Annotated in this window: 15 protein-coding genes and 2 tRNA genes; 10 read left to right on the forward strand and 7 right to left on the reverse strand. The window is 47.3% G+C overall.

Going from position 1 to position 22,986, the window contains the following annotated elements; translation table 11 throughout:
* The first annotated feature begins 25 nt into the window (after positions 1-25).
* Positions 26-718 carry a CDP-diacylglycerol--serine O-phosphatidyltransferase gene (gene pssA / locus G6N79_RS07450; RefSeq protein WP_103907139.1) on the forward strand — a complete coding sequence of 231 codons (693 nt, stop codon included), beginning with the start codon at positions 26-28 and terminating at the stop codon, positions 716-718.
* On the opposite strand, the gene G6N79_RS07455 is transcribed toward pssA, so the two are convergent.
* Positions 700-1,056: an Hpt domain-containing protein gene (locus G6N79_RS07455; protein ID WP_103907040.1), complete on the reverse strand. Its 357-nt coding sequence runs from the start codon at positions 1,054-1,056 to the stop codon at positions 700-702. The genes pssA and G6N79_RS07455 overlap by 19 nt on opposite strands.
* Entirely contained in the window at positions 1,053-1,538 is a 486-nt protein-coding gene (gene folK / locus G6N79_RS07460; RefSeq protein WP_103907041.1) for a 2-amino-4-hydroxy-6-hydroxymethyldihydropteridine diphosphokinase, read from the reverse strand. The genes G6N79_RS07455 and folK overlap by 4 nt, the downstream gene beginning before the upstream one ends.
* Positions 1,539-1,606: 68 nt before the next feature.
* Between folK and sppA the strand changes: the two genes are divergently transcribed.
* The gene (sppA, locus tag G6N79_RS07465) at positions 1,607-3,376 is read left to right on the forward strand and encodes a signal peptide peptidase SppA (RefSeq protein ID WP_103907042.1); all 1,770 of its coding nucleotides are present in this window, start codon (positions 1,607-1,609) and stop codon (positions 3,374-3,376) included.
* 82 nt (positions 3,377-3,458) lie between these two features.
* On the forward strand, positions 3,459-4,649 hold the full coding sequence (locus G6N79_RS07470; protein ID WP_103907043.1) for a phosphoglycerate kinase: 1,191 nt from the start codon (positions 3,459-3,461) through the stop codon (positions 4,647-4,649).
* 122 nt (positions 4,650-4,771) lie between these two features.
* On the opposite strand, the gene G6N79_RS07475 is transcribed toward G6N79_RS07470, so the two are convergent.
* A complete protein-coding gene (locus G6N79_RS07475) occupies positions 4,772-7,447 on the reverse strand; it encodes a hypothetical protein (protein ID WP_103907044.1) in 2,676 nt (891 codons plus the stop codon).
* Between the two features lie 774 nt (positions 7,448-8,221).
* On the opposite strand from G6N79_RS07475, the gene mgtE reads away from it, so the two are divergent.
* The 3 genes from mgtE to ligD all read left to right on the forward strand — a co-directional run bounded on the left by mgtE (position 8,222) and on the right by ligD (position 13,987).
* Positions 8,222-9,595: a magnesium transporter gene (gene mgtE / locus G6N79_RS07480; RefSeq protein ID WP_103907045.1), complete on the forward strand. Its 1,374-nt coding sequence runs from the start codon at positions 8,222-8,224 to the stop codon at positions 9,593-9,595.
* A 110-nt stretch (positions 9,596-9,705) separates the two neighbouring features.
* Positions 9,706-9,779 (forward strand) — tRNA-Asn (locus G6N79_RS07485).
* Positions 9,780-11,539: 1,760 nt separating this feature from the next.
* Positions 11,540-13,987 carry a DNA ligase D gene (ligD, locus tag G6N79_RS07490; RefSeq protein WP_103907046.1) on the forward strand — a complete coding sequence of 816 codons (2,448 nt, stop codon included), beginning with the start codon at positions 11,540-11,542 and terminating at the stop codon, positions 13,985-13,987.
* Here the strand turns inward: ligD and ku are convergent.
* From ku to G6N79_RS07505, 3 genes are all read right to left on the reverse strand, one after another.
* The gene (gene ku / locus G6N79_RS07495) at positions 13,984-14,739 is read right to left on the reverse strand and encodes a non-homologous end joining protein Ku (protein ID WP_103907047.1); all 756 of its coding nucleotides are present in this window, start codon (positions 14,737-14,739) and stop codon (positions 13,984-13,986) included. The two genes, ligD and ku, sit on opposite strands and share 4 nt — an antisense overlap.
* A gap of 122 nt (positions 14,740-14,861) precedes the next feature.
* Positions 14,862-16,277, reverse strand: coding sequence for a Gfo/Idh/MocA family protein (locus G6N79_RS07500; protein WP_103907048.1), 1,416 nt, complete (start codon positions 16,275-16,277; stop codon positions 14,862-14,864).
* Positions 16,278-16,295: 18 nt separating this feature from the next.
* Positions 16,296-17,684: a 3-keto-disaccharide hydrolase gene (locus G6N79_RS07505; RefSeq protein ID WP_103907049.1), complete on the reverse strand. Its 1,389-nt coding sequence runs from the start codon at positions 17,682-17,684 to the stop codon at positions 16,296-16,298.
* A 443-nt stretch (positions 17,685-18,127) separates the two neighbouring features.
* On the opposite strand from G6N79_RS07505, the gene G6N79_RS07510 reads away from it, so the two are divergent.
* From G6N79_RS07510 to G6N79_RS07525, 4 genes are all read left to right on the forward strand, one after another.
* Positions 18,128-19,618 carry a xylulokinase gene (locus tag G6N79_RS07510; protein ID WP_103907050.1) on the forward strand — a complete coding sequence of 497 codons (1,491 nt, stop codon included), beginning with the start codon at positions 18,128-18,130 and terminating at the stop codon, positions 19,616-19,618.
* Positions 19,615-20,943 (forward strand): xylose isomerase, encoded by a 1,329-nt coding sequence (gene xylA, locus G6N79_RS07515; RefSeq protein ID WP_103907051.1) that lies wholly within the window; start codon positions 19,615-19,617, stop codon positions 20,941-20,943. The genes G6N79_RS07510 and xylA overlap by 4 nt, the downstream gene beginning before the upstream one ends.
* Positions 20,944-21,098: 155 nt before the next feature.
* A tRNA-Asn gene (locus G6N79_RS07520) sits at positions 21,099-21,172 on the forward strand.
* A gap of 56 nt (positions 21,173-21,228) precedes the next feature.
* Complete coding sequence (locus G6N79_RS07525; RefSeq protein ID WP_103907052.1) at positions 21,229-22,149, forward strand: PfkB family carbohydrate kinase; 921 nt, start codon at positions 21,229-21,231, stop codon at positions 22,147-22,149.
* Positions 22,150-22,248: 99 nt separating this feature from the next.
* Here the strand turns inward: G6N79_RS07525 and G6N79_RS07530 are convergent, their stop codons facing one another.
* Positions 22,249-22,764, reverse strand: coding sequence for an RNA polymerase sigma factor (locus G6N79_RS07530; protein ID WP_103907053.1), 516 nt, complete (start codon positions 22,762-22,764; stop codon positions 22,249-22,251).
* Positions 22,765-22,986: the final 222 nt, after the last annotated feature.

Here is a 22,986-nt window from a genome sequence, read left to right on the forward strand (position 1 = left end):
TCTTTGTATAAAGATGGCTTTTTTTATGAAGAAATATATCCCAAATACCATTACCTCCTTGAACCTGTTCAGTGGATGCATCGGTACCGTAATGGTGCTGAATCAGGAATTTACCATGGCATTCTATTGTGTACTGGCTTCGGGTATATTTGATTTCTTCGATGGTATGTCCGCCCGTGCACTGCACGTGAAATCCCTCATCGGTAAGGAATTGGACTCCCTGGCCGATGTTGTTAGCTTTGGATTTCTTCCCGGTGCGATCCTGTTCATGATGCTCAAGGAAACTACGGCACACCCTTATTTGCCGTACCTCGGGTTTATCATCACCGTTTTTTCAGCATTGCGCCTCGCCAAGTTCAATATCGATACCCGGCAGACCACCGATTTTATCGGTGTGAATACCCCAATGAATACTTTCGTGATTATATCGCTACCGTTTATAGCTCAGGATTATCCTGCCATCTATTCCACTTGGTTGCTGTTGGCGATTGCGCTAGTGAGTAGTCTATTGTTGGTGTCGGAGATTAAATTGTTCTCCATGAAGTTGAGTAGCCTGAGCTGGCAGGTCAATAGATTCAAATACCTCTTTCTGATCGTCAGTGTGGTCCTGCTTTTCTTGCTGAAATTTATGGCCCTGCCGATTATTTTGATCCTTTATATTGTCTTTTCCAAGATTCACTTTGCCAATGAAGTGACAGATCAGACCAAGGTTGCCTGATAGGATGTCAATTCCTGCATCGCCAGTCCGAAATCCTCTTCAATCTCGCTAAATAAAGTCCGTATGGTGGCTAAATCTGCCCCTTCTTGGCTCAAATTTTCCAGTTCTTGGAATTTCAGACGTAGCGCAGTGGCCCCTAAATATTCCATCGTCGGTTTAATATGGTGTGCCTTGGCCTTAATTTCGGCTAAATCTTCCTTGTGAACGGCATCAACCAATGCCTGAAAATCGTCCTGTCCCTGACCCAGGTACATCGGGATCATTTGTTTGACCACATCAATGTTGCCCATCATGCTCGCTAACATCGTGGTCGGGTTGATTATCTGGTATGTGCTCATGGTTGTAGGATTTTTACGTTTAGGGGATCTGTCGATTCCTGCAATAGTTCAGTGTTACTTTTCTTAAAAATTGGATGGATGTAGTCCGCAGCGATTTCCACTAAGGGAATCAGGGTGAAATTGCGTTCCTGAATGTAGGGATGTGGCACCTGCAGATCTTCCTCATGAACGATTTCCGAATTAAAATACAGGATATCGATGTCGATTATCCGCGATCCCCAACGTTGCCCCCTGATCCTTCCCAACAAGATTTCGATCTTCATGATATCCTGTAGCACCCGCTGTACGGTATGTTCGGTTTCCACTTGGATCACCTGGTTGAGAAAAATAGGCTGATCTTCCACACCCCAGGCTTCCGATTCATAGAGGCTCGAAGCCTGTATGATAGGACCGATTCGGTCTGTAATTTCTGCCCGGGCATCCTGTAACTGCTGTACCGGATTTCCAATGTTTGCTCCTAATAATAGGTAAGCTGTATTCATGGGTTTAATATAGGAATTGTTTATGAAAATCGGAATATTAGCTTAAATTTACGGACACGACAAGAACTATGAGATCATTTTTTAAATATGTATTGGCAACCATCACCGGGATCATTATCTCGACGGTTTTGCTGTTTATCATTTTTATCGGGATCATCAGCATGATGGTGAGTTCCGTAGGGAGCAGTACAGAAGCTGTTGTCCCGACAAATGCAGTCCTATTTATAGACCTGAACCACGAAATAACGGAAAAATCAGAGCCCAACCCATTTGAAAACATGGAGCTACCGGGGTTTGTGAGCACCAAAAGTATCGGTCTGAACGATATTGTTTCGAGGATCAAGGCCGCCAAGACGGATGGCAATATCAAGGGGATTTACCTGAATGTCGCCGGCGCAGGAACAGGCTTCGCTACGCTGAAGGCAATTCGTGAAGCCTTGGTGGACTTCAAGACTTCCGATAAATTTATCATTGCCTATAGCGATGGAATGACCCAAAAGGGATATTACCTGAATGCTGTGGCGGACGAGATTTACCTGCATCCGCAGGGATCACTGGACTTCCGTGGCCTAGCAAGTTCGGTCATGTTCTTCAAGGAAGCATTGGATAAGGTAGGTGTAGAAATGCAGGTGCTGAAGGTTGGTACCTACAAGAGTGCCGTAGAGCCGTTTATCATGAATTCCATGAGTGATGCGAACCGCGAACAGGTAAACTCCTATTTAGGGAGTATTTATGGAACGTTCCTACAGGATATCTCCACTTCCCGCAAGATTGCCGCGGACAGCCTGCGGTCTATCGCCAATGGATATCTGATCCGTGAAGCTTCCGATGCTAAGAAATACGGTTTTGTAAACGACCTATTATATAAGGACCAGGTGATTGCCAAGATCAAGGCGAAATTGGGCTTGGATGATAAGAAAGATATTCCGACGGTTGCCCTGTTGGATTACAAGAAATCTGCAGATAAGGGCGAGGCCGGTGGAGATCGCGTTGCGGTTTTGTATGCTTATGGTGATATCGTGGATGGAGAAGGTGTTGAGGGGCAGATTGGCGGCGATAAACTATCGCGCGAATTGCGGGAGTTGCGGAGAGATGATAAGGTGAAGGCCATCGTCCTGCGCGTAAACTCACCGGGTGGGTCCGCTTTGGCGTCGGAATCCATCTGGCGGGAGGTCGATCTGACCAAGAAAACCAAGCCAATCGTTGTTTCAATGGGTGACTATGCGGCTTCCGGGGGCTATTACATCTCCGCCGCAGCGGATTCAATTTTCGCCGATCCGACCACCCTAACGGGATCCATCGGCGTTTTCGGTTTGGTGCCAAGCTTCCAGAAACTGTTCAATACCAATCTGGGGATACATTTCGAAGCGGTAAAGACTGCGAAATTCGCGGATATGGATGTCGATATGGACCGTCCACTGACCGAAGAGGAAAAGACCATTATCCAAGGTGGGGTCAACAAGATCTATCAGGTGTTCATGAAGCGCGTGGCCGACGGACGTAAGATTTCCATTGCCGAAGTGGACAGTATCGGGCAGGGACGTGTTTGGACCGGTGAGCAGGCCGTAAAACTGAAGCTTGTGGACCGTGTCGCAACATTGGACCAAGCTATTGCAGCTGCTGCAAAGAAAGCCAAACTGGAAAACTACCGCGTGTCGGAATACCCAAGGGAAAAGGATCCTTTTGCCACAATTTGGTCAACTTCCAAGGATAAGATCAAAATGTGGATGTTGGAAGATGAACTCGGTGATTATGTAAAATACCTAGCAGAAGTGAAGAAAATAACCCAAATGTCTGGGGTACAGGCGAGGATTCCTTACCTCGTAGAAATATATTAATAGAAAAGGCGTTAAGAAGGATTTCCTGATTAGCGCCTTTTTTTTATCTTTAAGCTCTAAATCAACCGGAAATAAAAACAATATGAAAACTATCGACGATTTGAATTTCTCAGGAAAAAAAGCATTAATCAGAGTTGATTTCAATGTCCCTCTTGATGACAACTTTAAAATTACTGACGACAACCGTATTCAAGGTGCATTGCCGACCATTAAAAAGATTTTAAAGGATGGTGGATCAGTGATTTTAATGTCACATTTGGGCAGACCGAAGGAAGGACCTACGGATAAATATTCCCTAAAGCATATCGTAAGCTACCTATCTGAAGTCTTGGGTGTAGAGGTGCAATTCGCTGATGACTGTATCGGTCAGGAGGCCATTGACAAGGCCAAGGCTTTGCAACCGGGGCAGGTATTGCTGTTGGAGAACCTACGTTTCTATAAAGAAGAGGAAAAAGGAGACCGTGATTTCGCTAAGAAATTGGCGGATCTGGGTGATGTGTATGTCAATGATGCCTTTGGTACGGCACACCGTGCACATGCTTCTACAGCGGTTATTGCGGAATTCTTTCCGAATGACAAATATTTCGGCTACTTGATGGCGAAGGAAATCGAGAACGCAGAGAAGGTGATGAACAAGCCTGAGCGTCCGTTTACTGCCATTATGGGTGGGGCGAAAGTGTCCGACAAATTGGAGCTTATCGAAGCCCTATTGGATAAGGTAGATAACCTGATAATCGGCGGAGGTATGGCTTATACGTTCGTGAAAGCGCGTGGCGGAGAGATCGGAAAATCCCTAGTGGAGCTTGATAAATTGGATCTGGCGAATGAATTGGTGAAAAAGGCTGACGAAAAAGGCGTGAACCTGGTATTGCCTACCGATGCACAGATTGCAGATCGCTTTGCTAATGATGCGGAGGTTTATGATGGTCCGAATGACGAAATCCCTGCGGATATGCAAGGTTTGGATATCGGTCCTGAATCATCCAGTCACTTCAAGGACGTGATTATGGCATCCAATACCCTTTTGTGGAATGGCCCTATGGGTGTATTTGAGATGGATACCTTTGCAAAGGGAACGAAAGCTGTTGCTGATGCGGTTGTGGCTGCTACGGAACGTGGCGCATTTTCGCTGATCGGTGGGGGAGACTCCGCGGCTGCAGTATCCAAATTCGGAATGACAGAGCATGTCAGCTATGTCAGTACAGGAGGTGGTGCCCTTTTGGAATATATGGAAGGTAAGACCCTACCAGGTGTGAAAGCAATCTTGGACTAAGGGTATTTAACACATAAAAGTAAAGGCCGGATTATCTTATTCCGGCCTTTTTTATGTGTTAGCAGTAACCTTCCATGATCTGTCACACCCCTTACGTTCTCTTGTTCTTTACATCAAGGGTTTTAATACGTATAGCTCAAACTGAAGCTCGGGACCAGGTCGCCCTGTGCGCTGGGGTGGTTGATATAGGTCAGTTTTGCACCCACGCCGAAGTCCGGTAGTACATATTTGAACATATTAAAGTCTGCGGAAAGCCCCAATCCAAAGGAAACCGGTGCGCCATTGCTGTCCTGCAGGTTCTGGTAATCGGCAAAGAAATAGCCATGGAATCGCTTGATATAGGCCAGATTTCCTACGGACCAGTCCGGGTAGGCAATAGGGAACCTGTAGTTCATCAATAGGGTGTTTTCCACTTTTGGTGAATCAAAGTGTGCGAATCCACTGACCATGGGAATGTCATTGGAAGCCATGTACCGGCCGTCCTTATGCTGATAGGATAGGCGTGCCTGGAAGCCGTGATTCCGGAAGAAACCCGGAAAGTAGAAGTTGGTCCGTACGGCAAATAATGTCCCTTCCAGCGCCTTTTCAAAAGGCACATGCCGGTAGAGAATATTGATATTCTGGCCCCATTTCGGGATCAGATCCATTTGACTACGGCGCTGATTTCTGTTGAAATACACTTGATAATTGAGGGGAAAAGCTATTTCATCGATGAATCCCTGAAGGCTGGAAAGGCTGAGATCATATCTTTTCTGGTAGGATGTTCCGATATTCAGGCCGTAACTATAGTTCGTTTTTCCCCGATAGATGCTCATAGGGATCGCCATATCCAAGGTATAGACATGTTCCCGGAAGTCAAATTTGAGGTATTCATCCTGTGTATTGGCCTTGCGGGCATAGTCGATCTGGCCGCGATTGGTATAGGCCAACGTGAATTTCGGGTAGTATTTCTGGTAGATCAATTCGGCCGAATAGCTGCTTTTTTCGATTTCTAGGTCGTACTCGTAGCCCAATTTCAGCTGCGAAGTATTCAGCAGATCGTTCGCCAACCAGAAGATGCCAGGGCGATAATTGTCAAAACTTTCAAAGTTATTGCTGCTTAAACTCAAGCTGTGGAAGTTGAAAAAGTCACTCCAGGTACTGTATTTTTTGCTGGAAAACACCTGGGCTGCAGTATCCGGAAATGCCTCAGGAAGGGAATTTATGTTCCGATCGAGGGTCGGTTTTGCTTCGAAATCCGGTGAAATTGGGGTGCCTACAGCGCCGATTTTATCCAATACGGCTGCCTTATAGCCGTCAAATTGATAGTCGTTATACAGTATTTTGCCGCTCGAATCGGTGCTTGGGTAGAACGCGCCAAAGGCTGCATCCGTGATTTTATAGAGCTTGTTTTCCGCGGTTGCATAGCGAAATAGGTTGTCGATGTTGCCGAATTGCGCCTTGAAAACAAGGTCATTTCCGTAGTAGATCGGGCGTTGATACTCTTGATTTTTCCATGGGAATAGGGCTTTCCACTGCTTGGTTTCCAAGTCAATTTCCAGAATATTGGTGCCTTTTGGACCAATGGCAATCGCTGTAAGGGCCCGCCCATCGGCCCGCAAACTCGGCTGTTGGATCAGGATTTGGTCCGGAAATTCGATGATTTTCTCCTGCTTTTTGGTAAAACGGTCGATATAGAAGAGGCTGGAGACGTTGTTTTCGTCGACATGGACCGCATATACCTTTTCGGAATTTGCGCTTATTATAGGGCTGTAAAACCGGGAATTCTTGGAAAGGTCCGTCGTTTTGCCTGTTTTTAGGTCCAAAATCCGGATGATATTATACGTTTGCTTTCCATATCGAGCATCTTTGCGGAGCTCGTCCCATACCAAAAATTGATCGTTTACATGGAAATATGGCGTCAATTGATAGCCGATTTTCACCAAGATTTCCTCCTTTCCGTTGTTGGTTTTTCGGATTTCCGGGATGAATTCCGGCGATGAAACAAGGGTAAAAAGGGCACCTGATGTGTTCGATTGAGGGAGGTAATCATGGGTCGGATACCGAGATTTTCGCGCCAAAAGTAGGGTCGGTTCTTCTCCGATTTCCTCCTTTTTCCATTGTGATTTCAGGGAGTCCATCGTCGCAAGATAGAGCTTCCGAGCACGCAATTCCGTTGCTTTTTTTAATGCCCGATTGAAGGTGAATGGACGCACCAAATGGCGGCGCATGTCTTCCATGATTTGCTCTTTTACGGCGTATCCAAAAGCATTCGTCAGGTAGGTGTTCATGCTGTAACCTGTAGCATAGTAGGAGGGGGTAAGGTCCTTGAATGAACCCAAGATATTCTTGCTGAAACTGTAGTCTCTACCCGAGAGGATGTTGGTCCGGAGCGGCATCAGAAAGGTACTGCTTCGGCCTCGTCCCCCTGTTGAATATTCCGTTTCAATGGAGACGGCATCACCCTCAAAGTACCAAGCTGGAAGGTGAAGACCATAGAGAGCAAGGGCCAATTGTTCGAAAAAAGGCCCCTTTATCTTGCCTGTCAATTTGTCAAATTGTGCCACATGTCTGAGCTCATGTTGCACTAAGTTTGGTAACCACGCCACGTTATCACTGGCCGGCCCGGGCGTAGAAAATGCTTCAACTTTCCGAGGTGCCAACTGGGCAAATCCATTCTGTTCAATGTTATTTTCGTGAAGAATTATGGAAATCTTTCGTGGTTTAGATGCAAGCTGCGCTTTTGAAAAGACGATCATCTGATCGATCTGCTGGGCGAGGAGGGAGGCTGAACTTTCAAAGGATGATGGATAAATCAATTGGAAATTGGTCGTTGAAATCTGTCTCCATTGAATGGATGCAGGGGCCTGGTCGGTGTTAATTATCTGTGATTTTGTATGTTGTATATTTATTATTGATATAAAAACACATAAAATACTGATAAATAATTGTTTATGACGTGTAAAAAACCTTAAAAACCTCATTTGCTAAATATTTTAGTAAAAATAGCGTATTTTTTGTGAATTTTAAATTCATTTATATTTTGTAAAATATTGAAAAATAGATTCATATATTGTTTTATAAATTTGTTATTTTCTGTTGATTTTACGGTTAATATGCTTGTTTTATCCCGTGATTGTGAATAAAATAGCTGCTCTTGATTTGTGTTGTAAATGTATGTTAAATAGTTAGAATATACAAGATTTTTCTGTGTGGTGTAAGGGTCAGCGTTAACGGTGAATTGGAATTTTGAAAATAGCCTACTGAATAGGTCGAATTAAATTACTGCAGCCTTGCCCAGATTTTGATTTTGGTGGCGCGGCAAAAAATTGGTCGGATTTTTCTTTTGTCGAATGGGATGTTCTGGGTTTTGTATTTCTTGACTCCAAATGAGGGAATGGACGTGGGTTTTGTGTTCGTTTATTTAGCTGTCATTGTGGCATGTTTTTCTTATTGGTTGCCGCTGTTGTTTTTGGTGTAGTCGTGGTGACCAAGGGGTCGTTAAAATTTAATTATATTATCCGGTTAAAAAAAACGACTTTTGCACAAACGATTTTCGGACCCATGTAGGATTACAAAAATAAAGGAGGCGTATGGAAGAATTAGCAATGCTTGTTGCTCATGTAGAGCAGTTGATTGAACGTGGTGATCAGACCGAGCTTGCGGATTATTTGAACGAACTGAATATTTCGGATGTCGAGGAATTGATCGATGAGTTACCCGAATACGGTCCTCTATTTTTAGAAACCTTAAGTCTCAAAAGAGCGGTTAATGTTTTCCGTATTTTGGACTTCCCCACCCAAGAAAGAATCTTCAAAAAATTACCGGCGAATTTAATCCGAGAGCTCTTGAATGAGATGCCTCCGGATGACCGTACCTCCTTCTTCTCGGAGCTGACTGGTGATGTCGTAAAAAGGCTCATTATTCTCCTGACTCCGGAGGAGCGGAAAGAGGCACTTTCGCTGTTGGGCTATCCCGAAGATTCGGTCGGTCGTCTGATGACGCCCGACTACATCACCGTGAAAGAACACTGGACGATGCCAAGGGTGTTGGATCACATCCGTCGCTATGGTTCGGCATCCGAGACGATCGATGTGCTCTATGTTATCGATGCCGATGGTAAGCTGATCGATGACGTTCGGATCAAGGACATCGTGATCGCGGATCCGGAGGCCGTGGTCTCCGACCTGATCGACAACCGGCTGATCTCTCTCCGCGCCAACGACCCGCAGGAGGAAGCGGTGAACATCTTCCGGATGAACAACCGTGTCGCGCTCCCGGTGGTGGACGAACAGGACATCATGTTGGGGATCGTGACGATCGATGATATCCTCTGGGTAGCCAACGAAGAGTATACCGAAGACATGCAGCGCTTCGGGGGTACAGAGGCCTTGGATGAGCCGTACCTGGATGTGTCGATTTTCCACCTCGTGAAAAAACGCGCCGGTTGGTTGATCGTCCTTTTCCTCGGACAGCTCTTGACCTTCAACGTGCTCCAACATTACGAAGCTCGCCTAACGACCATCCTTGTCCTGCTCATGCCGGTCATCATGTCCAGCGGGGGTAACTCCGGTTCGCAGGCATCGACCCTGATCATCCAGGCCATGGCCATGGGTGAGGTGACCCTGCGCGATTGGTGGTTGGTCATGCGACGTGAGTTTCTTTCCGGAACCTTGCTCGGAATTATCCTCGGGCTTCTTGGGTTCTTCCGGATCGGAGCTGAGGAAGCGATCCAATCGACCTACGGTGCCGACTGGCCGCTGTACGGTCTGGCGATCGGCTGCTCCCTGGTGGGAGTCGTGCTCTGGGGATCCTTGGTCGGCTCCATGCTGCCCTTCATCCTTCGGCGCTTCGGTGCGGACCCGGCAAGTTCATCTGCACCATTCGTATCCACATTGGTGGACGTAACAGGCTTAGTAATTTACTTCAGCTTCGCAACCTACATCCTCCAGGATATCATGTACTAATTATTCTAATTGGTTCTGAATAACTTGCGAAAAAACGCTTAAAAATATTTGCACTTCTCGGTGAATCTTCCGATAATTGCATCACCGAAAACGAAAGGGACGGTTTAAACTCCTGAATAGCTCAGTTGGTTAGAGCATCTGACTGTTAATCAGAGGGTCGCTGGTTCGAGCCCAGCTTCAGGAGCAACAAAAAGCTCAGCATTACGCTGAGCTTTTTTCTTTTTCAGCCCTTTTGTGACCCCGCTGGCCCGCGGCAATGCACCGCCAAGCACGATCTTTCTGAAAATTTACAGTAGTACGCGCGAAATGGAATTTCGGGTAGGAAACCGATATTTTATGGCGAATTTTTCTTGCATTTTTCGTCTTAAAATGCTTATATTTAACACGTTATCCTTGTTTTGGCGTCTTGGCCGAAATTTGCCAATATTCTAAATATTCCCCGATTTTCTTATCAAATACAAACCGCAGACACGCTCTTGCCATGCGATGTTTTTGTCGTTTGGTCCATATAGCTATGGATTTCATAACCTCCAAAACTCAGAATACTAAAATAAAAGACGGTTGGACCTTGTCTGAGGTGCATCCGAGATGCGGCCGCGCTGTTACCGTGGTGAGACCGTCCTATAGGCACGCTCTCACCACGCTCTCAGTACGCTCTCACCTCGGACTCATGTCGGACAAGGTACCAACGTTATTATCGGGTTTTTAAATTTAATATTGTCTTAAGTGGTTGATAATGTGGTTTATATATGTGAATTTGTAAGTTTATTAAATTTGGCGTTTAAACGATTAATTAGGTGGTTTAGGTGGGGACTGCTGGATTTGCGGTTGTGCTGTCATATAATGGGTGATGTACTGGCGCATGCCTGAGCACAAGTGACCCACCGCTCATTGCCCCGCGCGGAACATTTGCGGTAGCGTGGGTTACACCCCTCTGGGGTTGTAGGGGTTGATTTTGGCTGGTTCTAAAATAGTGACACCCCTAGCGGGGTTGCATGGCGGATATAATATGGATATTGCAGAACGGCTTTATATTATTGAGATTTAGGACTAAAAAATGTCATAGGCATCCGCAAATCCATTGTGCTGGCAAAACAAAAAAATGAACTTTTATCACGCTATCCAACCCCGGAGGGGTGCAACTATTTTAGAGACACCCCTAGCGGGGTTACGTGGCGGATAGCAGACCGCTTATGGAGTGAGGATTTTGCACTAAAATTTCATAGGCATCCGCAAACCCATTGCGCCAGAAAAACAAAAAAAATGTTTATCACACTATCCAACCCCGGAGGGGTGCAACTATTTTAGTACATAATCGGAGAGACCGTGCAACCCCAGAGGGGTGTAACTATAAGCGCATGCCTGAGCGCAAGTGACCCACTGCTAATTGCCCGGCGCACAACACTTGCGCTAGCGTGTTTAGAATGTTGAATAAAGGTTGAGGTGAGGGAGGAAACGGCGCGCGATCTGCGCCGTTTCCTCCCTCACCTCAACCGCCCCTGCAAAACATGCCGCTGGCGCCAGTCTTTTGTTGTGGCCTGAGCGGTGGCGGACTGGTGCCGAAAAACATGCCTTAGGCACAAAAGACTCAACACGCATTGCCCCGCGTACAACACTTGCGCTAGCATTGCCGGACTGGTTCCCCAAGAATTACCGTAGGCATTCGAATTCCACCGCTCCGGTGGTTCGCGCCACACCTCTCGCTAGCACATCTCACTATAACTTCATATTACCTCAATCGAACACATCTCCAAACCTCCATACCGGCACTTTTAATCCCCTCCGCTGCATCTTTTTCTCTTTAACGACCACTTCGGCGCCCCGCTCCTCAAAGTCGCTTAAAACGCCTTAAATCGCTCCGATCGATTTTCTTGTTTTTGTCTTTCCCCGACCACCTCTCCTCGGAAACAAACCATTGCGGTATTCGGTTGTTCAATAAACAGCATGAAAAACTTGGAAGAATACAATCGGAAGCGAGATTTTTCGGAAACCCGAGAGCCCAAAGGCAAGAAGGTTGCCGGAAAGTCCACCGCACCCATATTTGTGGTGCAGCGGCATGAGGCACGCCGCCTGCACTATGATTTCCGGCTGGAGATCGATGGCGCATTGAAGAGTTGGGCCGTCCCCAAAGGACCGTCGCTCTACCCCAAGGATAAGCGCTTAGCGGTGCAGGTTGAAGACCATCCTATGGATTATGCCGGATTTGAAGGGTCTATCCCCAAGGGGAATTACGGCGCCGGCGAGGTCATGATCTTTGATTCCGGGACGTTCAGCTATCTGGAGGATAAAGATGAGCGCGCCTTTTTGAAGTCCTGGGAGGAAGGCAATATCAAGTTTGTCCTGAACGGAACAATTTTGAAAGGCGAGTTTGCCCTGGTGCGCATGAAGGGAAAGGGGGATGAAAACTGGCTTCTCATCAAGCATGCCGATGCCTATAGCGTGGATAAGCCCTATGATGCGGAGGATCATCTCGGAAAAAAGTCCGTAAGGGAAGATGATCAGGATGAGGATGAACCAGATGCGGGTGGTTCGGCCAAGATGGAGGATAACCTTCTGCCCATGCTGGCCAAGCTCAGCAAAAATATTCCCGATACGGCAGATTGGATCTACGAAAAGAAGTTTGATGGCTTCCGCGCCCTTGCGGCCATCGATGGCGGGTCGGTGAAACTGGTGTCCAGGAACGGAAATTCGCTGAATGGCAAATTTCCGAGCTTGGTGAAGGCGTTGAAAAAGATTCCGCACCAGTTGGTGCTGGATGGTGAGATCGTCATCGAGGACCAGCAGGAGCGGGCCCAATTCCAATACCTGCAGTCTGGAGAACCAATCCCGATGAAATTCAATCTGCGGTACTACGTATTTGACCTGCTCTATATGGATGGTTCTCCGCTCCATACGTTTGCCCTGAACGAACGTAAGGAAGTGCTGACACTCCTCATGAAGAAATATGCCTCCGAATTCCTCAAGCCGGTAGCGGCCTTGGAAATGCCTCCTAATGAACTGTTGGATTTTGCAGCGAAGCACAGCTGGGAAGGGATCATAGCCAAATTGGCTTCAAGTACCTACAAGTTTGGGAAACGCAACGATAACTGGCTCAAGATAAAATTGCGCAATGCCCAGGAAGCGATTATCTGTGGCTTTACAAAGCCTCAGGGCGGGCGCTCCTATTTCGGGGCGTTGGTACTGGGGGTCATGCTGGATGGGGAATTGCGCTATATCGGCAACTGCGGCACAGGTTTCACGGAAAGTAGCCTGAAAGAACTGCACGAGCGCATGGTCAAGCAGGTGCGCAAGACAAAGCCATTTTCGACGGATACGGTCGTGGCGAACGAACGTACCGTCACCTGGTTGGCGCCGACATTGGTGTGCGAGGTGTACTATTCCGAATGGACCATGGATCGCCACCTGCGGCATCCCGTTTTCAAAACATTAAGAACCGATAAAGACATGAAGGACGTAAAGATTGAAGATACGGTAACGAAGGATTCCGGTGCAGAAAAGAAAACCCTTACATTCGGTAAGAAAGAAGTGGCACTGACAAACCTCAACAAAGTGTACTGGCCCGATGGGAACATCACAAAAGGGGAAATGCTCGCCTATTACGAAGACATGGCGGACTATATCCTGCCTTACTTGAAAGATAAGCCGATATCGATGCGCCGATTTCCGGATGGCGTCGATGGGAAGAGTTTCTTCCATAAGGACGTGGATACGGAAAAGATCCCCAGCTGGCTGAAAACCACATCCATTATTTCGCAGGAAGGCGAGAAGCAGGTGGATTACCTGATCTGCAACGATAAGGCAACGTTGCTGTATATCGCCAACCTGGGTTCGATCGAGATCCATCCTTGGCTGTCGGATTTCAAGAAGATTGAACAGCCCGAATTTGGGGTATTGGATCTGGATCCGAACGGAGCCTCCTGGGAAGAACTGATCGATGTCGCCAATACGGCGCGTGGCATTCTCGATGAGGCCAAGATCGATGCATTTATCAAGACATCGGGATCTACAGGGCTCCATATATTCTTTTACGTGGGCAAGAAATTCGAGTATGAGATAGTGCGGAATTTCGTGCAGTTGATTGCAGAGTTTATCCATGCACAGCACCCCGAAACGACAAGCTTGGTACGGGATACCAAGAAGCGAAAAGGACTGATCTATCTCGACTTCCTGCAGAATAGGAGGGGGCAGACCGTGGTGGCGCCCTATTCCCTACGGGCAAAAGCTGCGGCAACCGTCAGTACGCCCCTGGATTGGGAAGAGGTCACGCATGACCTCCGAATGGAAGATTTTACCATACAGACCATCCAGGAGCGAATCGGTAAAGTTCCGGATCCCTGGGCCGATATCTGGGACAAGCCCGTGGATATCAAAAAGGTCATCCAGAGCTTCTAACCGAGGCTTGCCTTCAGTTTCTCCAACAGGTCCGTAGCCTTTGTGTTCTCCACCTTGATCTTGCGGATGGTGGCCCGTTTTCCCTTGCTCTTGGCCTTGATGATCTTGAGCAGCTCACTGCTGTATTCGTTCTTGAAGGCAGAAATGTCGAATTCCTTGCTGTTCATCTTGATCAATTGCATGGCCATGTCCATTTCGGCCTTACTGATCTTGATGCCGCTGACATTGATGGGGTCCTCCACCTCCCGAATTTCTTCCTGAAACCTGATCTTGTTGAGCACCAATACGTTATCGGATGGCTTGACAATGGCTAAATTCTCGGAACTGCGCATCACGAAGGTGCCCAATCCAGCCATCTTGCTCTTCTGTAGGGCTTTGTACAAGAGGGCATACGCTTTTTCGCCTGCTTTCTGAGGTAACAGGTAATAGGGGGTATCAAAGTAAATGCTATCGATTTCCTCCAATTTGACGAAGGTCTGCAGGTTGACCATTTTATTCTTCTCGGGCATGGCTTCCTCAAAATCGGCATCCTCCAGGACGACGTATTTGTCCTTCAGCATGTATCCTTTTACGATATTGTCCCACTCGACCTCCTTGCCACTCTCCTCATTGACGCGCTTGTATTTGATGCGTGCGCCATCCTTGCGGTCCAACATATCGAGGTCCAGGCTGCTGCTCTGTGTAGCCGAATAGATTTTGATGGGAATATTCACCAGGCCAAAACCAATGGCCCCCGTCCAGATTGCTTTCATAAGATTCTCCTTTCCCTTAAAACAGCTGAATTGGCATTTGGTTGTGCGCAAAAGGAAAAAGGATAAGAAAAGGGTGACCATTTGGTCACCCTGAGTTGAGTTTGTTTGTTTTAGTAGGTGTGTTAGACGGTATAATATTGTTCCCAACCTTTCGCCGGTGGAGGCCCTACGAGCATCTCGTTGGCAAAACGGTGGTTGGTGACCTGTTTGGTGTTCGGATCGAATTCCAGCTTGCAGTTCAGTTTTTGCGTGATCACACCGAGGCAGAAAACTTGACTGAGCGGACCGGCGATGGCAAATGACGAACGTGCTTTCTCGGTACCGCGGCAGGCGTTCAGGAAGTTGGCGAAATGGTTCGATGGGCTTGCCGGTACCTCCGGAAGTTTCGATGCCATATCCTTGGCTTTCTGTTCGGGGATGATCTGCAGCGTGCTGCCATGGGAACCGCCTTTGAAAATGGTGTCCTTGGCATAGATGATCTTTCCGGGATTCAATTTTACGGCTTCCAGCTTACCCGTGCTCGGTGGCGGGATATTCGGGTCAAGTCCGGATACACCGTAGCCCTGTGGGATTTCCGGTAGATTGTCCAGTCCATCGTACCAATTGATGTCCACGGCCGGCATGTTCCGGCGTTTCGGAAAATGGAACTTCAGGGTGGAGGACATCGGGAAGAAGTAGGAGTTATGCCCATCCAGCTTTACGGCTTCCACAGTCGTTGGCAGCCCTAGGTCCAGGAACTCATGTGCGGTATCCAGAATATGCGCGCCCCAATCGCCCAAGGCACCCATGCCAAAGTCGAACCAACAGCGCCATTGCCCATTCACAAAATCCTTGTTGTAATCGTGTCCAAGGGTCTGCATTTGCCATATCTCCCAATCCAGGGTCTCGGGAATGCGCTCAGGGTAAGGGAACCCCTTGATGTTGGGATCCCACCCATGCCAGCGTCGTGGGCTGTTCATGTGTGCGTCGATGCGGGTGACGTCCTTGATGATACCGGCATCCTTCCAGGCCTTGAATTGGAAATAATTGGCCTCACTGTGGCCTTGGTTTCCCATTTGGGTGGCCAATTTGGGGTTCTTCGCGGCTTTCTGCATCATCAGGTCCACCTCGGTGAAGGTGCGTGCCATCGGTTTTTCCACATATACGTGTTTTCCAAGGTCCAGCGCGAGCATGGTGATGGCGAAGTGGGAGAAGTCGGGGGTACCGACCACTACTGCATCGATCTTATTCGCCATGGCGTCGAACATCTTCCGGAAATCCTGGAAGCGTGGCACATCGGGGAACATCTTGATGATTTCCTGTGTCTGTTTGGCGCCCATGTCCACGTCGCACAGCGCGACGATGTTACACTGCCCCGTTTTATAGAATTCTTTGATAATTTCGTTCGCTCGGTTACCGATGCCCACACAGGCCAAGTTGACCCGCTCGTTGGCAGCGGCTAAGTTTACCTTTCCCAGTACGCTATTCGAAAGGAGTACGGCACCACCGGCAAGGATGGACCTGCTGATAAAACTACGGCGTGATAAGTAATGGTTCATGATAGCTATGTTTAGGTTTTACTTTGTTTTCTTGACTTTGATGGATCGGAAATATACTTCATCGCCATGATCTTGAAGCAGGATATGCCCCTTTTCCGCTTCGCCGAACCGATCCCAATCCTTGTATTTGCTGATGGCCACCAGATCACGGAATTCCTTGGACCCGCGCGTATAGCTGAGGATCTTGGCACCGTTCAGGTAGTACGTGACCAGGTTATTGCCGTCCACAACAAGTCGGCCGCGATTCCATTCACCGATGTTTCTTTTGGAGACATTCGGTTTTTCGGAAGTGATCAGGTCATAGAGCGAGCCCAAGGTCCTGTTGCCATCCCGCCCCAGTTTGGCATCGGGGTGGAGTTTGTCGTCCAAGATCTGGTATTCCAGACCGATCGCCGAACCTGAAGTCTGTTCTTTCAGGGTGACGAAATATTTTACGCCCGAATTGGCGCCCGGTGTCAATTTGAACTCAAAGGACAGATCAAATACCGCGTATTGATCTTTGGTGATGATATCTCCGCCGTTGGTGGATTCGGCACCATCGGATTTCTGTACCTTAATGGCGCCATCCTTGATTTCCCATCCCTTTGTTGGAAAACCATTTCCGCGTACACCGGTCCATCCTTTGGTGGTCTTCCCATCGAACAGCAATTTGTAGCCGGCAGCCTTTTCGTTCGGACTTAACGCATTCGGTGTCAGGTTAACGATGTATTGATCTTTGCTATACGGACTCGGTTTCAGGTTTTCCGTTTTGATCTTGATATTTTTGAAATAAACCTTTTTACCATCCAGTTCATCGGGAATGCTGTGCACCTGAAGGCCGATAAATCCGGATGCATCTACCGTGTCCACCACGTAAGCGGCAGGAACGCCGTTGACCCAAGAGCGCAGCTCATTGCCGATTGCTTCAATGCGGATGTGGTTATATTCTTCTTGCTTATAGGCTGTCTTGGCTTTTTCGTTCAATTCCAAAGGGTATATCCAGCCACGGCGAGCCTCATCGTACACGCCGCCGGTCCATGCCCGTGCCGCCGGATCAATGTCGATCTGGCGTCCATAGACCCGACCTTTCCCATTGTTCTGGTTCATATCGATATGGCTCCGGGTCTGAATTCCCGAATTGGTCTGGTTGCCCTCCAGCTTAACGTCCAGTTCCAGGATGAAATCGCCATAATCCTTTTCCGTAATCAGGAAGGAATTGGGGGTACCTTTTGTCATCCGACCAACGATTGCACCGTCTTCAATAGTGTAGGGCGCATCGCCACCCACGGCCTTCCAGCCTTGGAGGGATTTGCCATCAAATAGGGGTCTGAAGCCTTTGTCGTCCGTCTTTTGGCCAAATGCCGACGTGCCGAGCAACAACATACAGGAGAGGGTACTGATCGATTGTAAAATGGTTTTTCTTTTCATCTGGTTGCATTTTTTAAGCGCCTGTTTTGCGGTAAAATCCCTATCAACATGGAGCGGGTTACATCGCAATTTGCACTTGGCTAGTAAGTTTCTCTGTTAACCAAATCCTGCTTAAAAATTGATTCTTCAGTTTATAATCAGCAGTGGTTAGGTTTAAAGTTTTTCGGTTATTTAACACAAGTATAGAAAATTAATTATAGGCCATGGCATAACTTTCTCGATAATATTTACGAAAACGTTTTAGTCAGTAAACAAACGATTGTTTTAGCTAAAAAAGGGCGATACATAGGTTGGAGATAGGTTTAGCACTTGATTTGCTTTACACCAGTAGCACACAAGGATTCTTTTAGCATGTTTTTTAGCTGATTTTGTTGGAATGGCGTGCATACTTCTCCAAAAAAATGAATTATCTTGTAGCATCAACTCAACCACTATAAACTATTATGCTGCTACTCGGAATAGATTTAGGCACTTCATTTATCAAGGTTTCCATCGTCGACTCGGCCACAGGTTCGAAAGTCGCGTCCGCCCAATATCCGGAAACGGAGGCGGAGATCATCTCCGTCCAAAAGGGTTGGGCAGAGCAGGATCCAGAACGCTGGTGGACTTATACGAAGAAAGCTATACTGAAGGCCAATGCGGAGGAACTGTATAACCCCAAGGATATCCAGGCCATCGGTATTGCCTATCAGATGCATGGGCTCGTACTGGTGGATCGTGCGCTGCAGCCACTGCGAAACGCCATTATTTGGTGCGACAGCAGGGCTGTTGAGATCGGGAATACAGCGTTTGAAACGCTGCAACATGCAGGGTTCTTGCAGTCCCACCTGAATTCGCCGGGTAACTTTACAGCCTCAAAATTGGCTTGGGTAAAGGAAAATGAACCGGAAATCTATAGCCGCATCTACAAATTTATGCTTCCGGGCGATTTTATTAGCATGCGATTGACGCAGGAGATCAATTCCAACCCGAGCTCGATTTCCGAAGGTATCCTATGGGATTTTGAACAGGATAGCCTATCGGATCGTCTTCTGGATCATTACGGCATCGACCGGGAATTGGTTCCGGACATCCAACCTGTTTTTTCCGTTTACGGAAAGGTTGCTCCAGAAGTTGCCCAGGAATTGGGACTTTCTTCCGAGGCTGTCGTTAGCTATAAAGCTGGTGACCAGCCCAACAATGCCTTATCCCTAGGGGTGCTGGATGTTGGTGAGGTTGCGGCGACTGCCGGTACATCGGGTGTAATCTATGCCGTTGCCGACCACCTGCTCTATGATCGGGAGTCCAGGGTGAACAGCTTTGCGCATGTTGGGCATTCGGATGGGCAGACGAATATCGGTGTGCTGCTCTGCATCAACGGAACCGGCATACAGAACAGTTGGATCCGAAAACTTACGGGTGCGGAACGGTCCTATGCCGAAATCAATGCAGAAGCTGCACAAATCGCAGTTGGCTCCGAAGGCATCTTAGTGCTGCCCTTTGGGAATGGTGCCGAGCGGATGCTGAACAATAAGACTATTCATGGGCATGTGGAGAACCTTGATTTCGTGCGCCACAGTGCCGCCCATATCTGGCGAGCGGTGCAGGAAGGGATTGCCTGTTCGTTTCGGTATGGCCTGGATATCATCCGGGAGAATGATATCCATCCCACCGTCATCAAAGCGGGCCATGCCAATATGTTCCTCAGCCCGCTGTTCCAACAGGCCTTTGCGGATGTAAACCAGGTTGCGGTTGAGCTTTATGAGCAGGATGGCAGTGTTGGGGCTGCCCTTGGTGCCGGAATCGGTGCCGGGATTTTCCGGGATAAACGGGAGGCCGTAGCAGGACTGAAGCGGAAAGGCACCATCGAACCCCAGCAATCAACGCGGTATGAGGAGCTCTACAGCAGTTGGCTGCAAGCATTGAATCAGAAATTAAATCAATCTAACATATGAACGTACTATTAGGAGAAAAGGAGTATTTTAAAACTGTCGGACAGATAAAGTTTGAAGGGGTTGAATCGGATAATCCGTTAGCATTTCGTTGGTACGATGCGAATAGGAAGATCGGCGGAAAGACAATGGCAGAACATTTCAAGTTTGCCTGTGCCTATTGGCATTCCTTCAACGGCGACGGGTCGGATCCCTTCGGAGGACCGACGCATGTGTTTCCCTGGGATAAGAAAGCCGATACCATAGGTAGGGCGAAGGATAAAATGGATGCAGCCTTTGAGTTTATGACCAAATTGGGGCTGCCTTATTATTGCTTCCATGATGTGGATCTGGTGGACTACGGAAATGATATTAAAGCCAATGACACCCATTTGGGTGAGATCGTTGAATATGCCAAGGAGAAGCAATCCGCCAGCGGCATCAAGTTGCTCTGGGGGACAGCGAACCTCTTCAGCCATCAACGCTATATGAATGGAGCCTCCACGAATCCGGACTTCCACGTACTGGCGCATGCCGGTGCGCAGGTAAAGGCGGCTCTGGATGCGACGATCGCGCTAAAGGGTGAGAACTATGTCTTTTGGGGCGGTAGGGAAGGTTATATGACCCTTTTGAATACAGATATGAAACGTGAGCAGGAGCATCTAGCCCGTTTTCTGCACACAGCGAAAGACTACGCCCGGGGGCAGGGGTTCAAAGGCACCTTCTTTATCGAGCCGAAACCCTGCGAACCGACCAAGCACCAATACGATTATGACGCAGCAACAGTGATTTCCTTCCTGCGTCAATACGACCTGCTGGAGGACTTCAAACTGAATATTGAAGTGAACCATGCGACTTTGGCCGGACATACCTTCCAGCATGAGCTGCAGGTCGCTGCGGATGCTGGGCTGTTGGGGTCCATTGATGCCAATCGCGGAGATTATCAGAACGGTTGGGATACGGATCAGTTTCCGAATGACCTGAACGAATTGACGGAGTCCATGTTGATCATTCTGGAGGCCGGTGGCCTGCAGGGTGGAGGCGTGAATTTCGACGCCAAGATCCGTCGGAATTCCACCGATCCGGAAGATCTATTCTATGCACATATAGGCGCCATGGATGCCTTTGCGAGGGCCTTGGTCATTGCGGACAATATCTTGGAACATTCCGATTACCGCAAGATCCGTGCGGATCGCTATGCGAGTTTTGATTCCGGAAAAGGTGCGGAATACGAAAGTGGAAAACTGTCCCTGACGGATCTGCGCGACTACGCCATCGCCCAGGGGGAGCCTGAAATCCGCAGTGGAAAACAGGAATTCCTCGAGAATCTCATCAACAGGTATATTTAAGAAAAATCAATAGATGAGGTAATTTTATTGAAAATTAACCGGTTACGGAAATATTGGCTGTGTAGCATTAAAAATTTCAATATTTTTTTGCGGATTACATATTAAAACTCTATTTTTGTACCACTTTCAAGATGAGGCTATCTCATCTATTGAATTCCTGAATAGCTCAGTTGGTTAGAGCATCTGACTGTTAATCAGAGGGTCGCTGGTTCGAGCCCAGCTTCAGGAGCAAGATTAAAACAAGCCGGCAATAGCCGGCATTTTTTTTATATAATATTTGAATCCATGAGTTTAGTAATCGTTGGAACAGTTGCATTCGATGCCATTGAAACTCCTTTTGGCAAGACCGACAAAATCGTAGGTGGTGCAGCGACATTCGCTGGTTTGGCGGCATCCTATCTATATCCTGAAGTTAAATTGATCTCCGTAATTGGAGAGGATTTTGGTGATGAGAACCTGAACATCCTGACCTCCAAAGGCATTGATGTGGAAGGTGTCGAGATTATTCCTGGCGGGAAATCTTTCTTCTGGTCCGGAAAGTACCACAATGACATGAACAGCCGCGATACCTTGGTAACCGAGCTGAATGTATTGGCGGATTTTGATCCTAAGGTTCCAGCGTCCTACCAAGATTGCGAATACCTGTTGTTGGGTAACCTGACACCAGCGGTTCAGATGGCAACTTTGGAACGTTTGGAGAACAAGCCTAAATTGGTCGTTCTGGATACCATGAATTTCTGGATGGATGTAGCGATGGACGAATTGCGTGAAGTGCTTAAGAAAGTGGACGTCTTGACGATCAACGATGCGGAAGCACGTCAGTTGTCAGGAGAATATTCCTTGGTGAAAGCAGCGGAAAAGATCCTTCAGATGGGGCCGGCATACCTAATCATTAAAAAAGGTGAGCACGGTGCTTTATTGTTCGGTGAGGGACAGGTATTCTCAGCACCGGCATTGCCATTGGCGGATGTATTCGATCCAACTGGGGCAGGGGATTCCTTCGCAGGTGGTTTCATCGGATACCTTGCGAAATTGCAATCCGTAAACTTTACCAATATGAAAAATGCATTGATCTTCGGATCTGCCTTGGCTTCATTCTGTGTAGAGAAATTCGGTACAGAACGCTTGCAGAACTTAACAAAAGAAGAGATTTCTGACCGTATACAGGCCTTTGTAAAACTATCAAAATTCGAGATAAGCGAATAAGCTTATCTCGAATTTGCTTATTTGTGATTGTCGGTTTGTGAAGGAAGGGTTATATGGGATCCATTCCCTGATCCACCGTCAGTGTGATTTAAATAACGACTAGTTCTCCTTGAACTTGTAGGCAGTCAACGTCTTCTTCATTGATTTTCTTGCCACGTGGATACGTGTTTTTACCGTGCCGATCGGGATTTGGAGATGCTCCGAAATTTCATGGTATTTGTACCCCTCAAAATACATGGTAAATGGAACATAATATTCATCCGAAAGCTTGGATAGCGCGTGGTTGATATCTTCCATGATAAATTTGTCTTCACCATTGTTCTTGGTTGCGGATACGACCAAGTTAGTTTGAGAAATTTCTTCTTCCTTAGTGATGAAGGAATTTGTTTTGACTACGCGACGGTAATTGTTGATGAAGGTGTTTTTCATAATGGTGTACAACCATCCTTTTAGGTTTGTGCCGTCTCTAAAGTTCTTGAAGTACGTGACAGCCTTAAGCAGGGTGTCCTGTACCAGGTCGTTGGCATCATCATTGTCGCGGGTAAAGTTCCTTGCGTAACTTCTTAACGACTCCGAATGTTTTACGACCATGTGGTTAAATTCGATCTTGTTCATACAATTAGCGATTATAGTATAGTTAAATGTTTCGTTAATGATTTTTCAGATCTTCTGAAAGAAGCGATAACAATCGAAAGAATTATTATGCTATATGTTCAATTTTATGCAAGAGTTGTGCTGGAAATAAACAATATTGTGGAATTCGATAAGAAAAAATTACCGATTTTCGTTAAAAGTAAGGCGCAAAGAATTTAATTTCTGCGTTGAAAGTCAATAAAA

Source organism: Sphingobacterium lactis, from assembly GCF_011046555.1.
GTDB classification, from domain to species: Bacteria; Bacteroidota; Bacteroidia; order Sphingobacteriales; family Sphingobacteriaceae; genus Sphingobacterium; species Sphingobacterium lactis.